18 protein-coding genes are annotated in these 12768 nt (G+C 53.1%); 7 read left to right on the top strand and 11 right to left on the bottom strand.

Annotated features, from left to right (window positions below):
* Positions 1-555 precede the first annotated feature (555 nt).
* Positions 556-975, top strand: coding sequence for a hypothetical protein (locus ACI7MX_RS22745; RefSeq protein ID WP_073515003.1), 420 nt, complete (start codon positions 556-558; stop codon positions 973-975).
* Between the two features lie 31 nt (positions 976-1006).
* Here the strand turns inward: ACI7MX_RS22745 and ACI7MX_RS22740 are convergent, their stop codons facing one another.
* The 7 genes from ACI7MX_RS22740 to ACI7MX_RS22710 all read right to left on the bottom strand — a co-directional run bounded on the left by ACI7MX_RS22740 (position 1007) and on the right by ACI7MX_RS22710 (position 4988).
* A complete protein-coding gene (locus tag ACI7MX_RS22740; protein ID WP_010657465.1) occupies positions 1007-1255 on the bottom strand; it encodes a hypothetical protein in 249 nt (82 codons plus the stop codon).
* Entirely contained in the window at positions 1252-1512 is a 261-nt protein-coding gene (locus ACI7MX_RS22735; protein ID WP_010657466.1) for a hypothetical protein, read from the bottom strand. Before ACI7MX_RS22735 ends, ACI7MX_RS22740 begins: the two co-directional genes overlap by 4 nt.
* A complete protein-coding gene (locus ACI7MX_RS22730) occupies positions 1509-1826 on the bottom strand; it encodes a hypothetical protein (protein ID WP_073510850.1) in 318 nt (105 codons plus the stop codon). The genes ACI7MX_RS22735 and ACI7MX_RS22730 overlap by 4 nt, the downstream gene beginning before the upstream one ends.
* Positions 1827-1995: 169 nt before the next feature.
* The gene (locus ACI7MX_RS22725) at positions 1996-2211 is read right to left on the bottom strand and encodes a hypothetical protein (protein WP_405591994.1); all 216 of its coding nucleotides are present in this window, start codon (positions 2209-2211) and stop codon (positions 1996-1998) included.
* A 1433-nt stretch (positions 2212-3644) separates the two neighbouring features.
* Entirely contained in the window at positions 3645-3929 is a 285-nt protein-coding gene (locus tag ACI7MX_RS22720; RefSeq protein ID WP_405591997.1) for a helix-turn-helix domain-containing protein, read from the bottom strand.
* A 105-nt stretch (positions 3930-4034) separates the two neighbouring features.
* Positions 4035-4364, bottom strand: a complete 330-nt coding sequence (locus tag ACI7MX_RS22715) for a type II toxin-antitoxin system RelE/ParE family toxin (protein WP_405592000.1) — start codon at positions 4362-4364, stop codon at positions 4035-4037.
* A gap of 318 nt (positions 4365-4682) precedes the next feature.
* Positions 4683-4988, bottom strand: a complete 306-nt coding sequence (locus ACI7MX_RS22710) for a hypothetical protein (RefSeq protein ID WP_405592003.1) — start codon at positions 4986-4988, stop codon at positions 4683-4685.
* Between the two features lie 16 nt (positions 4989-5004).
* Between ACI7MX_RS22710 and ACI7MX_RS22705 the strand changes: the two genes are divergently transcribed.
* The 4 genes from ACI7MX_RS22705 to ACI7MX_RS22690 all read left to right on the top strand — a co-directional run bounded on the left by ACI7MX_RS22705 (position 5005) and on the right by ACI7MX_RS22690 (position 7177).
* Entirely contained in the window at positions 5005-5241 is a 237-nt protein-coding gene (locus tag ACI7MX_RS22705; RefSeq protein WP_405592006.1) for a hypothetical protein, read from the top strand.
* A 179-nt stretch (positions 5242-5420) separates the two neighbouring features.
* Positions 5421-6050: a ParA family partition ATPase gene (gene parA / locus ACI7MX_RS22700; RefSeq protein ID WP_153387325.1), complete on the top strand. Its 630-nt coding sequence runs from the start codon at positions 5421-5423 to the stop codon at positions 6048-6050.
* Between the two features lie 20 nt (positions 6051-6070).
* Positions 6071-6283: a chromosome partitioning protein ParB gene (locus ACI7MX_RS22695; protein WP_213936113.1), complete on the top strand. Its 213-nt coding sequence runs from the start codon at positions 6071-6073 to the stop codon at positions 6281-6283.
* 156 nt (positions 6284-6439) lie between these two features.
* The gene (locus ACI7MX_RS22690) at positions 6440-7177 is read left to right on the top strand and encodes a replication initiation protein (RefSeq protein ID WP_317757985.1); all 738 of its coding nucleotides are present in this window, start codon (positions 6440-6442) and stop codon (positions 7175-7177) included.
* Positions 7178-7512: 335 nt separating this feature from the next.
* Here ACI7MX_RS22690 and ACI7MX_RS22685 read toward each other — a convergent pair whose 3' ends face one another.
* Together ACI7MX_RS22685 and ACI7MX_RS22680 are read right to left on the bottom strand one after the other, a co-directional pair.
* Entirely contained in the window at positions 7513-8442 is a 930-nt protein-coding gene (locus tag ACI7MX_RS22685; RefSeq protein ID WP_405592011.1) for a site-specific integrase, read from the bottom strand.
* Positions 8435-8677 carry a hypothetical protein gene (locus tag ACI7MX_RS22680; RefSeq protein ID WP_405592013.1) on the bottom strand — a complete coding sequence of 81 codons (243 nt, stop codon included), beginning with the start codon at positions 8675-8677 and terminating at the stop codon, positions 8435-8437. Before ACI7MX_RS22680 ends, ACI7MX_RS22685 begins: the two co-directional genes overlap by 8 nt.
* Before the next feature lie 933 nt (positions 8678-9610).
* Between ACI7MX_RS22680 and ACI7MX_RS22675 the strand changes: the two genes are divergently transcribed.
* Together ACI7MX_RS22675 and ACI7MX_RS22670 are read left to right on the top strand one after the other, a co-directional pair.
* The gene (locus ACI7MX_RS22675; protein WP_405592016.1) at positions 9611-9781 is read left to right on the top strand and encodes a hypothetical protein; all 171 of its coding nucleotides are present in this window, start codon (positions 9611-9613) and stop codon (positions 9779-9781) included.
* A 243-nt stretch (positions 9782-10024) separates the two neighbouring features.
* Positions 10025-10408: a hypothetical protein gene (locus ACI7MX_RS22670; protein ID WP_405592019.1), complete on the top strand. Its 384-nt coding sequence runs from the start codon at positions 10025-10027 to the stop codon at positions 10406-10408.
* Positions 10409-11863: 1455 nt separating this feature from the next.
* Here ACI7MX_RS22670 and ACI7MX_RS22665 read toward each other — a convergent pair.
* Both ACI7MX_RS22665 and ACI7MX_RS22660 read right to left on the bottom strand, forming a co-directional pair.
* On the bottom strand, positions 11864-12112 hold the full coding sequence (locus ACI7MX_RS22665) for a hypothetical protein (RefSeq protein ID WP_405592022.1): 249 nt from the start codon (positions 12110-12112) through the stop codon (positions 11864-11866).
* Positions 12109-12426 carry a hypothetical protein gene (locus tag ACI7MX_RS22660; RefSeq protein ID WP_405592025.1) on the bottom strand — a complete coding sequence of 106 codons (318 nt, stop codon included), beginning with the start codon at positions 12424-12426 and terminating at the stop codon, positions 12109-12111. The genes ACI7MX_RS22665 and ACI7MX_RS22660 overlap by 4 nt, the downstream gene beginning before the upstream one ends.
* Positions 12427-12768: the final 342 nt, after the last annotated feature.

Raw genomic sequence — 12768 nt, 5'->3', positions numbered from 1 at the left:
AGGACAGTGACAGCGCCCGTGGTTGGGTTTTTACGCTGCCCTGCCATTGCCTTCTCGCCCTTGCGGGTCGCACCTAACCGGCTATACCGGCTGCCGTGAAGAGATCCCCTTGATCGGCAGCTATTACTTCCCGGGCCCAAAGCATCTTGATTCCAAGCGTCGGGAAGAGGTGTCGGGGGAGGCTGGAAGCTGGACAGACGGGAGTTTTCCCGACAGAATTGGCTTACCAGGTCTCGTTCCCCGCACCGAAAAGCAGAGATTCCCCGAGACCTTGGCCAGAGCGATTGCAGTCGCCGCTGGCCCGAATGAAACCCTGCCTTGGCAGGGTTTTTTCGTTTTAATGCTATGTATCTATTACCCAAAGATATTGCGTTTGCTCGCTCAGCGCAAACCCTGTGTCTTTCACAAGCTGCCGTGTGGGTCTGGCAGCTGTGCTGCCTACCAGCACGGTAGCCAACAAGGTCCACCGGACCGCGTTAGGGAATGGTCGGTTAAGTCTCATAAATAGCAGTAGACTGTAGGGCACCCTACAGACAGAACCCGACACTGCCCTACATGGCAAAATTAACCATCGGCCGCATGGCAAAACTCTACGGTTTACACCGTTCAACATTGCATGAGGCCGTGTCTAAAGGCCGCGTAACTGCTGGCCTAGACGGTAAAGGGCAAAAGGTTATCGACCTATCAGAAATGATCCGTGTTTATGGCGAACCACAGGGGATCACCCTACACCGCCCTACACTTGACCCGACACCCTCACCCTACACTTCCCCTACACCTGAAATTGACGCCCTACACCCAGCCCTACACTCGCTGGTTGAAGAGGTTCGATTGCTGCGTGCAGAGATACAAGAGCTGCAACAATCACTTCGGCTGATCGAGCATAAACCCGAGCCTAAACCTGCATTGCCTCACAACACGAAGCCAGGGGAAGCCCCTACTTGGGCAAATTTGCTCGACGCTCTCGATAACTAAAAGCCGTGGCCAGTTTCGCGGGCGCGAAACTTCACAGTTCCACCGCAAAGCCTCGCACGCCGAGCCCTTCGGCAAAGCGACCCACCGCCGTCAGGCTGGCCCAGGTACGAATCACCTCCCGCCTCGACCGTACTGGAATCAGCCGCGAGTGCGGCCCGCCGAGGCGTACCGAAAACGTCCACTTGGTACGGGTGGTATCACGGCCGGCGACAAACTCCCTGACCGCGCTCTGTTGCACCAGGTGCTGCAGCGCGTCTTCGTGAATCCCGTCCCCGATCACAGCAGCAACGCCGTGACGCGCGCCTGAGCGGCGTCATCAATGATCAGGTACAGGCTTTCAATGTCGGCCGGCTTAAGCACCTTGAGCTCTTCCAGCATCTCAACAAAACCTTGCGCCCGCTCGCTGGCCAGATGCACCTGCAGGGTGTCGGCGGCGAGCTCGATGGCAGTCATTCGACGGCGCAGTGTGGCCAGCACTTCAGGCGACGTACTGATCGCGGCTAACGGGTCGCTGCCGTTACCGTAACGGCCGCTCATTCGGGCACCACTCCGGACGGGCCGCCCAAGGTCGCGGCTTCACAGGCAAACGCTGCCGCCTGTGGTGGCGTCAGCGCTCCGGCGCTGACCACGGCGTTTAACCAGTCCCAGAGTCGAGTCACACAACGCGTCTGTTGCTCAGCCACTTCCTGCAGGTGATCCAGTAACTGCGCCTCCAACGTCTCGGTCGAGGTGGCCAGCATTTGCGGCTGCAGGTCCAAGGCGATGCGCTCGGCCAGTGCGGCAGCCGCAGGGGATAGCGTGCGCAGGTCGCGCAGACGGCGCTCATAATAGGGCGTGACGGGTAACGGCATGGCGGTGGCGTCCTTATCCGAGTCAGTGGCCCACAGTGCGTAAAACCACAGAGGTGGGGTCTGGCGTACCAGTGTAGGAGGGGTGTGGTTTCCGTGCCCAGAAAAAAAGGCCCCCAGCACTCTCTCAAATGTGGGGGCCTTTTGAACATAAGCGGCGTTATTCGAACTGTTACTGATTCCGACTGGCACGACCCAGCGCGATGGCTGCTGCCACATAGCCGCTGCTGCCGCGTCCGCAGGCAGCAATTTCCTTGATCAACACATCGACCACTTGCGCGCCCCCGACTTCGCCAAGCCCCTGGAGAACGGCCACATAGCCTGGTGAGCCCCTTCCGCAGCCGGCCAGTTCTTTGATCAAAGCATCTATTCCTTGCTGCACTGCCATAGCGTTAATTCCTTACGTTGTGATGATGGCTCATTGTAGCCACACCACCCACACCACCCACACCACCCATATCAGCGGGTTCCTTTCCGGGGCGCTAACGCGACTGACAAAAGGACGAAAACTAAAACTGTAAACGCACCGTATGAATGGGCAGTGCGCCGATTCAGCCCCACAAACCATCGCTTGGGGGTTCATTCACAACGGAGCGTTTTATGTTCGCACGACTTTTATGGTGGTTGGTTAGGCTGCTGGTTCTGAGCTTGATAAAGTGGATTTTTAATAAAATCCCATCGGATTGGCTGTAGGGCTCGATTTTGAATCTCGCTGGCAACCATTCCAGGCACAAAAAAATCCCGCCAATCTGCGGGATTTTTTGTGCCTTGGTTTTAACGAAAACGCCGTTCTTCGCAGTCGTTTACCGTCGTTGCGAGTTGTTACGCGGAGCGCTAAGCAGACCGCTAGAGCGAGGCCTTGGCTTACCCAAAACATACGTCACACTAGAAGATCCAGGCACAACTGCCAGCAATTTCCAGCCTTCCTGGATAGCGTCATTAGCACTGTCCAGGTTAAAGGCCTCTAGCAATTCAATCGCTTCATGCATTTGCATTGCACTTACTCCACGTTGGTGATGGCACAACGTAATCAGTTGGCGAGAGCAAAAGATGGGGCTTTCAGTTACTGGTAAACCTCACTATGACTCCCAATCTTGAGCAGGCAAAAGCCCCTCATTAAAATGAGGGGCTATGCTCGTGGCTAGGGGGCATCCTTCTCATACCAACAGAAGGCCCTCTTGCCATACGTTGAGGCCCAAACCACTTCACCAGATGGTAAAGTCTTCCAAGGTCGGCACACTAAAGTGTGTCCAGGTGGAGCTGGGGGGTATACCTTTTTAGGTACCATAGTTACGTTCCTTAAGAGCGCAACGCCAAGCTTCAGAAAGGTGAAAATTTGACACCTTTCGAGGAGTGACTATAATCCCACTCCGCTTAGCCTTGCTAAGTAGACAAAGTCTTTCGGTTCTCAGTCCCCTGAGAAAGTACTTGAACCGGTAAGACCAATTTAAACCACCATCCCCTAGTAGCCACGGGGAGGGGGTTTTTTTGCGCCTGTAATCCAAGAGCCCATGCATCTTACTTGCTCGCCAAACGCCGCGCAAGAGCATTGTGGCGCCTTCGGCAAATAACTCTATGAGTGCTATCAAATAATCATTATTTACGCTTGTGCGCGCTCTCAGAGCCTCTTGCGGCCACAAAAAACGACATCTGCTAGCTGTTTACCCAATATCTAAAAGTGGCATCTTCTATATAGCTACAGATCTAGCGAGTAGACGTAGCGGTATCCCGCGACTAGGCAAATTAGAAATCACTAGCACAGCGTTCACCAAAGAAAAAAAAGGGCAGCCTAATGGCTGCCCGTCTTTATCCCACTGCATCTTATGCAGCTTTCTTCTTTACGATTACATCAATTTCCAAATTGGCGCTGGCCAACATATTCACCAGTGCGTCCAGGGAGAATTTATCGATTTTCCCTTTCAGCAAATCATTCAAACGCGGCTGTGTCACATGCAGCCGCTGAGCCGCTTCTTTTTGCGAAACCTCCCACCCTTTTACGGTCCGGGTAATAGCTCGCATAAGCTTGGATCGCAGGCGCAGGTTCTCGGCTTCTTCTGGCGAATCAACCAACGCATCCCACACAGAGGTAGAGCGTTCGTTTGCCATTAGGTTATTCCTCACGTTTTTGTTTCATAAATATTTTCATCTTTTGAGTAGTGCTGAAAGTGGGTGCGCCTTGCCCCCACCTTTCGGTGAGGGCGCGCCCTAGCTTCAGTCCAGCGATTTAAACCGGGTTTTAGCCAGGTCTATATCGCGCTTTTCCGTCTTTTGAGTGGTCTTCCGGAACGCGTGCAACACGTAGATTGCATCAGGCCGATTGGCCACATAAAACACGCGAAAAGCCCCATCGTCACACTTTATCCGGATCTCTTGTACACCCGGTCCAACGGTTTTCATTGGTTTCCAGTCATCAGGCTCATCGCCATCCTGCAGGATTTCCAACTGATACCCTGCCCGCTGCCTTGCCACTAGGGGAAAGTCCCGCAGGCCTTCCTTGCTATTACCGACCCATACGATTGGTTTCTGCTCTTGATCTTGCATGAGATTTCCTTAGTCGACTTCGTCGACGATAAATTGGGATTTCAGTTGGCTGGCACATAGTTGCCTCTCCTGTCATTTAGGTTTGCTGGGTAGTCTGTCGGCCGGATATATGGCTCGCTCACAGATCTTTGTAACACCAGCACGAGTAATTTATATCGATTTCGATATAAAAGCAAGCATCAACTCACTCTCGCCTCACTGTCAGTTAGCAGTGAGGGTTTTTACGTAACTGATTGGTAACTCGTAGATTCAGCGCAGCCATCTAGGCCACAGCACCATCATTCCCGTGTATCTTAAAACTCACGATAAAATACGTTATCACCACTTTTTGACCAGGAAGGGCAGATGACCGATTTCGAGCCAATGCGGGACTTTTTTCATCGGCGCCAAGCCAAAATCCTGACTGAGCGTGCAGCCGATGTCCGTCTGGTGACGGTGCGAGAGGGAGCCTGTCGCGGCTGTTTCGCTTTTCCAGGGACCGAGTATGACGCCGGCATCGAGGTCGATGGCCAGCACTCGGGGAAGATCAGCTACGGGATTAATCCGCTCAACGATCGGGCCTACATCTACGACCTGACAATTGTGGGTGACTCTCGGCGTCGTGGCCTGGCGACTGTGGTGCACTCACCAGGTGCCCTTGGTGCCTCTGCACGAAGTAGGAACCGCAGTGGGATTCTGGAGCAAGGCGCGCAAGAGGTTTGCCGCTGCCGGCGTAGAAATCAAGCGCGATATCCGAACGGCTGAACAGGAAGAAGAAAAACTTCGCTGGCAACACCTGGTACCGGAATCTGAACATGAGCGGACCATGCGCCAATACTGGAAATGGGTCGAATCTGAAAACGCTGCAGGCCGACCTGCAGGGCCGGGTATCCAATAAACTAGCTGATTACCGGCGAACGTTGTATGGCCACCGCCGAGTTCTAGCTGGCCTCGGTTCCTGAGTAAAAAGACTTCGTCAAATGCTTGTAAGTCGTGACGCTACCGTTTACTCATTTGATCTTTTTGCTATGATGCAATGAGTATTTAATCATTAACGCTTTTACGCTTAGGTGCCTAATGAAGGTTATAGCTGTGTTGAACCAGAAAGGCGGGTCGGGGAAAACGACCATAGCCACCCATCTGGCACGTGCCCTACAACTGGATGGCGCCGATGTTCTGCTCGTGGATTCAGACCCTCAGGGTAGCGCCCGCGATTGGGCCGCCGTGCGTGAAGACCAACCACTAACCGTCGTAGGCATAGACCGCCCGACCATTGATCGTGACTTGAAGAACGTCGCCCGCAAGGATTTTGTTGTGATCGACGGCGCACCCCAGGCGGCAGATCTAGCTGTATCGGCTATTAAGGCCGCTGATTTCATACTGATCCCAGTGCAGCCCAGCCCATACGATATTTGGGCGACCTCTGACCTGGTTGAGCTGGTCAAGCAACGTATCGAACTCACCGATGGTCGCCTACAGGCTGCTTTTGTGGTGTCGCGAGCTATTAAGGGCACTCGAATTGGTGCAGAAATCACTGAAGCTCTGATTGGCTATGGCTTACCTGTCCTGGAATCTCGTATTACGCAGCGCGTTAGCTACCCAGGTACAGCAGCTGCCGGCACGACTGTTCTTGAAGCAGAACCGGAAAGCGATGCCGCTAATGAGATTCGCGCCCTAGCGAATGAGATTAAGCAAAAACTTCTTTGAGTATTTGAGGTAACAAAGTAATGAGTAAAAACACAGGTGCGCTCACAGCCGGTCGCCCAAGCGCCAGGAACAAGGCAGCCACCCTCGCGAGCCTGTCTGATGACGCAGAAATGAAGCGGGTTAACTTTCAGCTTCCAGCCGATCAGCACACCAAGCTGAAAATCTATGCGGCCAAGCAAGGCAAAACGATCAAGGAGCTACTGACTGAGTATGTCGCAGCGCTTCCTGAGTAATTGATAAAAAGAGTAAATGAGTTTTTCAGTGGTATTTGTGTGACGCTTGGTGGTTTCCCAGTGGGAAATGACTAAAGATTCCGGGTTAAACAGCTACTGTGGTTTTTTGATTTAGCTAGTTATGATAAAGCTAAGCTTTTTTATGGATTTAGTCTTATGAAGCGTGCTGTGGCGGAACCTGGGTCATCCAAGAAAAACGTCACCAAGTCGAATGACCTGGTGAAAGCTGCTTACAAGCTGTCCCTGAATGAGCAGCGCTTGTTGTTGGCCGCCATTTCTCAGATTGACCCACGCAAGCCAATGCCACGGCCTATTTCGATTACTGCTCCTGATTTTTCAGATCAGTACGGTATTCCGCTCAAGCACGCCTATGAGGCATTGAAAGAGGCTACGTCGTCTCTTTATGAGCGCGATGTCAAAACGTACGATGGTCGCTATAAGAGCCGCTTTCGCTGGGTTGACCGCGTGGATTACCTGGATGGAGGGGGGGAGACGAAACTTTACTTTACCGTCCACGTGCAGCCGTACCTGGTTCACCTAAACAAAAGCTTCACGACATACGAACTAAAGCGAATCGCAGACCTATCCTCTACCCACTCAATCAGGCTGTTTGAGCTACTACAGCAGTTCAAAAGCACGGGGTTCTATACTGTCAGCGTTGAGGGCTTCCGGGAGCTGCTAGAACTAGGACCGTCCTATGAGCGTTACAGCAATCTCAAGCTCAAGGTGCTCAATCCGGCCATTGCTGAGCTTCGGGAAAAAAGCGGCCTCCTTATTGAGCTGACGACAGAGAAAAAGGGTCGGGCGATCAGCCGACTCATATTCAAATTCAGGGATGACGACCAAATGCGACTCAATTTCCCTGAATCTGTGGATAACAGCCGGAATCCTTAGTCTTTTAACCCGGAATCTTTAGCTGGTCACCCGGAATCTTTAGCCTTTTAACCCGGAATCTTTAGTCACTTAAACGCCAAAGCCCTTGTCACACGCGGCCTACAGCGATGCTAAAAACAAGATTAAAAACAAGAAAAAACAGGTTTAAAAACGCTGCCGCATAAAACGAGAACAAACTCGTTCGAATAGCGCCCCTCCAGTCACTGTAGGCCGAGAAAACCGCACACACCTACAAACCCGTGCAACGGCCTTTCGCTCCTTCGCGGCGCTGTCTGCGGCCTGCACGCTACGCGCGCAGGTTATCAGTGCCATGACCTAAGCTCGGTCTTGTCCGGTCAACGTAGGTAGGTCTCAGTTATCTCAGGCCTGAAATGCCCAAGCTCTTGGGACACTACGCGCTTGGCTTCTTCGCGTGGAAGGTAACGTTGCACTGTGCTCAATCGCTCCTGGGCGTAGCTGTGTCTGAGCCCATGCGCCCCTTTTGACCAACCCAAAGCTGCTTTGGAGGCAGCACCAAAGGACTTGCTCCAGGGCTGACCACCACCGAGTCCATAGTGCTGTTGATAGTGAACGCCTCGATCCGTGGCTCTGATGGGTTTTACAAGACGTATCGCTTCCAGGCGTTTGGCCAACGGTATGGGAATACGAACTTCACGGGTCAGACCACCCTTGCCGTAAACGGTATAACTGATAGTTTCGTCACGGATACCAACAAACTTCAGAGTATGTGCCGGGCGCTCATCCGGTGTTTGGTGATGGATGCGACGCAGGGTTAGCAGCTCATGGGCGCGTAGGCCAGCGGCATGCGCAATCTCAGTGGCCAAAGCATTGTGGGGTGACTGTCTGGCTACTATCAGTGCAACCTGATCACGGGAGTACAGCCTCGATTCCTCTGCTAGCCGCCTTCCGAGTGTTGGCTGTCCTGGCTTCCCAGTTTTGGATTTTGGGGCAGTGCTTCTGATGACTTCTAGGGTTTTACCTGCTTCCAGTCGATGAGTGACGTGTTGCATCATCGACTGGAGGGCTTGCCGCTCCATATCCAGCGTCTTCTGGCCTACGACCGCTGCGCGATCGCGCAGGTAGTTCAAGGCGCTGACAGGCGTCATATCCCGCAGACTGCCTAAGCGCTGCTCTTGGAGATAGACAGTGATCTGTTTCAGGCGTGATTCATAGTTTCGGACGGTGCTAACCGATTTGATGCGGCCACCCTGCAGTAGCTTCATCACTGAGGCAGCCTGTTTTGCCGGTTTAGCGAACTTAGCCATTCTGCCTGTTTCGGTGCAGCCAGCGATTTACCGTTGAACGCTCGACAGTAATTCCCTTTTCAGCAAGCCAGATCTGTAGCTGGGTGCCGTTGCATCCGGCGTGATCTAGCGTCAATAACTCGTACTTGTGTTCATCCAGCAATGAACGCCGCTGGGCGTAGGTCCGCGGTTTTCGGCGTTCCTTGGACAGCGCTTTGAGCCGGGCGACAACCGCTTCGACGTTGAAATGCTCCATTTCTGTTTCCCTTCTGTAAGAACAACTGACCGCTTCGACGGTTCAGCGACACTCCCGCTTGCGCGATATCTCTAGTGCCTGTTCGCCCCCCTTTGCACTGGTGTGCAGGCGGGGACTGATCACGCCTCCTAGTTTACGAGTCTGGTCTCGGTCTTGCCGTTTAAGGTCTGGCTCGCGCGACCTGATGCCGTTTACGGTTGGCTCTCCGTGTCGATTGCCATCGATACGATGACGTATCAGCACTCGACGTGCGGGGGGCCTGACCAACGAATTACGTTGATTGGCCCCCCTTCCACCTATGCTCTTCGGTGACGATGACGTCACATTAGAGCGCCGGGTAGCTCGGTTTCGGCAGACATAGAGTACAAGGGCGCAGTGGATTTTGCTAGCTTAATTAGGTTGCGTGAACTTTTGTGCGTTAATTTATAAATATTACTCAAATCACCGCTATGTAATAGCAATTTATTGCGTTACGTAGCGGGGATTTACATTTACTAACGCAACATTTATTTACGCACGGAGGGTAAAAATGATTGTGAAAGCCCTACAAATTCCACTGATAAACCATTTGGTGGCCTCAGAAATCCCGTCAGGGGGATTTCTGAGGCCACTGGGCCCTACCTGGGAAAGCCTTCGGATGGCACTGACAAACTACTGCGGTTCATAGCGGCACCTTGGCGAACCACTGACATTCATCCTCCCACCACTGAGATTTCACTCAGAGGCTTTCGGATATCTCGGAAAACCCACTGGGAATCCCAAGATTTCCACAGCCGGCATGCACGATTCACCGAAATGGCGTTGCCGTTCCCTTGGCAGACCATCGCGGCACCTTCAGATCCAACCTGGGGAACTGACGATTTTGTGGTTCCGCGATGACACACCTCGACCCACGGTTAACGTTTGCCTCTCGAACGAAAACTGAGGTGTGAGATGAAGTGGCTGTGGATGACGCTTTTCTGTTGTGGATTGGGGCTCTGGATCGGTTCTCATCGCTGGCTGCCGCTGTGGAGCATTGTTGCGCTGACGGTGCTGGGCATCGTTTTGTGGGGCTGGGCGGTGTGGCTGGAGCATCGGGAGGGGGCAGACCATGATGAACGCTGATCTAGATGAGTTAATGCTCGTCAGTTGTCTCTGTCCGGAGCTGGTCTGGTCGGCATCTTCGACGCGGTCTGTGATCGTTGCGAATGATGGAACAGTCCTGCGTCTGTACTGGATGCCGCTGCTGCTGTGGCTGGATCCATTTCGCGCAGCAGTGTTCGTTTCCGAGCTCAATAACAGCCGAAAGCTAATAGTGTCGAAATGACATCATTGGCATTGGATAACGTTTTAAAAGGAGTACCTAGAGTGTTCAGTGTGGTGAATGCAGTAAAGTCGAGACTGGCAATTGGCGCCGTTTTTATTCCAGTAGCTTTGTCCCTGGTAGGATGCGGGAAAAGCTGGGACGGTCGTTATGAAGCGGTTGGATACAGGCCTGGTGAGGTCGTTCTAGAGGTGAAAGGAAGTACAGCTGTCCGCTCCAGATTCCAGTATGGGAGCCTGAGCTTTGCAAGGGAATTCAGTGTTGAGCAGAAAAGCGACAAAGTCATTTTCAGTCTGAAGGGCGGCGACAATGCAACCTACGTGTATGCCCAAGCTGCCGATGATCGTGGTTTGAAATGTATCAGCGACTCCTGCGACAGTATGTTCTCTCCTTTGAGCACAGAATGGGTTCTGGTGGATAAGAAATAACCTGTGTCACATGATCGGCGAGCACGAAATTTCAGCCTAGGGCAGATCTGTTTCTAGAGAGGGTGAGTAGGTACGGAATAACACCAGCCCCCACCACTATGTTGCACCAGAGCTATGGTTTAGGGCGTTCAGCAGGCAGCAAAAAGCCCGCTAAGCGGGCTTTTTTGTCGGCAATTTAACGACGACGCCATTAATGGTGGGCTAACGCCCGTTCAGTTCAAGAAAAAACTTAGCGTAGAGTCCGGGATTAGTTGGCCGCTACAAGCAGACAAGCAGACAAGCGCGCAGTGCGTCAGTGGCCTGGCTTTTAGCATTGTGTCTGGCCGATTTTTGCCGGTGGCACTCTGTCTGCTGGTCAAGTCCGATGCAAATGAGTGGGCAAGTCCATGCAATTCCTAACTTTTTTATATCCGCAACTTGAAGACCTCATATCACGGAATATATCACCCGCGACATTTGATCCTTTTCTACGAGCAAAAAAAACCGCCTCGGTCGAAACCGAAGCGGTCCACCCTCAGACCTTAAACAAGATCGTCAAAGTGATCTCGCAGGAATTCGTACAGGCGAAAGGCCTGATACGCTTTCCATACGAGGTCCCACGCACGTCTAAAATAAGACATACACGGCCCCCCTATAGTTGGGCCGTACCTCCAACGCACTTACCGGAACATGTGCGTCTTCGGGATCACGTCAATGCTCCCTGTGAGGCGGCTGGGCTAATGGCCCCCCGAGTAGATCCGGCACGGGTTACTAATCCGTGTCGGGAGGTCCAAAATTCGCGCGCTTTACCCGGCCACTTCAAAGGTGACGAACGCGGAACGAGGTCGATGTTAACGGAAAACAGTAACCAGAATCCTCATGAAATCCGGTTATTTTCTATATTTTGTCCCAGTCCCTATCAGCGCTTATTACGCCGATGCGCGCGCGCCATAACAGCGTATTTACGCGCAGCCAAGCGATACCCCCGTAAATGCTGGGCCAAACCGCTCAGCGCCGGATAATCATTATTTATTGCGCGTAGTTACGCGCAGTAGTACGCTTGGCGCACGTCAATGCTCCCTGTGAGTATGCAGAAACGGTTCACTAGCCGGGACTGCACCAAAAAACCGCCCCACTAAGGCGGTTTTTTTTTGCCCGCAATTTTGCATCTGTGACGCGTCACAGCATTGATAATTAAAAACCGTAGGCAGAATCCATCGGAAATTTTGCTTACCACCTAAAGGATAATATTTAGGTTTTTTGGATACGCGCATTATACGGCTTGAGAACCCGTTATTTCAGCCAGTTGTTTATCACTGGGTGCGACGAAACGCCTTAAATTTGTCCTAGAACCTCTACAGGCCAAGTGCCATAAGGGATTTACGGAGCAGAATCTTTTTTTTCTTACAGCAGAAAAAATGAACTAAGCCTAGGCCTCATAGGCTTTACATCGCCTAATCGAGCGCCTTCAGCACGTCAAAGTTCGACCGCAAAGCCAAGCACGCCTAGCCCTTCGGCAAAGCGGCCCACCGCCGTCAGGCTGGCCCACGTCCGTATCACCTCACGCCGTGAACGCACCGGAATCAGTCGGGAGTGTGGCCCGCCGAGGCGCACCGAAAACATCCACTTTTCCCGCCCGGCATCGCGGCTCACCACAAACTCCCGTACCGCGTTCTGTTGCACCAGGTGCTGCAACGCGTCTTCGTGAATCCCGTCGCCAATCATTTTGGTACCACACCAGACGGGCCACCCAAGGTCGCGGCTTCACAGGCAAACGCTGCCGCCTGTGGTGGCGTCAGCGCTCCGGCGCTGACCACGGCGTTTAACCAGTCCCAGAGTCGAGTCACACAACGCGTCTGTTGCTCAGCCACTTCCTGCAGGTGATCCAGTAACTGCGCCTCCAACGTCTCGGTCGAGGTGGCCAGCATTTGCGGCTGCAGGTCCAAGGCGATGCGCTCGGCCAGTGCGGCAGCCGCAGGGGATAGCGTGCGCAGGTCGCGCAGACGGCGCTCATAATAGGGCGTGACGGGTAACGGCATGGCGGTGGCGTCCTTATCCGAGTCAGTGGCCCACAGTGCGTAAAACCACAGAGGTGGGGTCTGGCGTACCAGTGTAGGAGGGGTGTGGTTTCCGTGCCCAGAAAAAAAGGCCCCCAGCACTCTCTCAAATGTGGGGGCCTTTTGAACATAAGCGGCGTTATTCGAACTACTTACAGATTGTTGGCTCGGGCCATATCTGCCGCTGTCGGATGCTTTGATCTTGCCCAGCACGAGTGGACACCCCGTTAAGCGATAAACTGCAACGAGGTGAACCATGGCAAGAACCGCTACCCCGATGAAACAGAACCGTACCCGTCACTCCCAAGCCTTCAAGAATGAAGC

It is taken from the genome of Pseudomonas sp. 2024-210 (genome assembly GCF_045062345.1).
Taxonomy (GTDB): domain Bacteria; phylum Pseudomonadota; class Gammaproteobacteria; order Pseudomonadales; family Pseudomonadaceae; genus Aquipseudomonas.
Note: the sequence above shows the minus strand (reverse complement) of the source record. Positions and strands in the feature narration are given on the sequence as shown.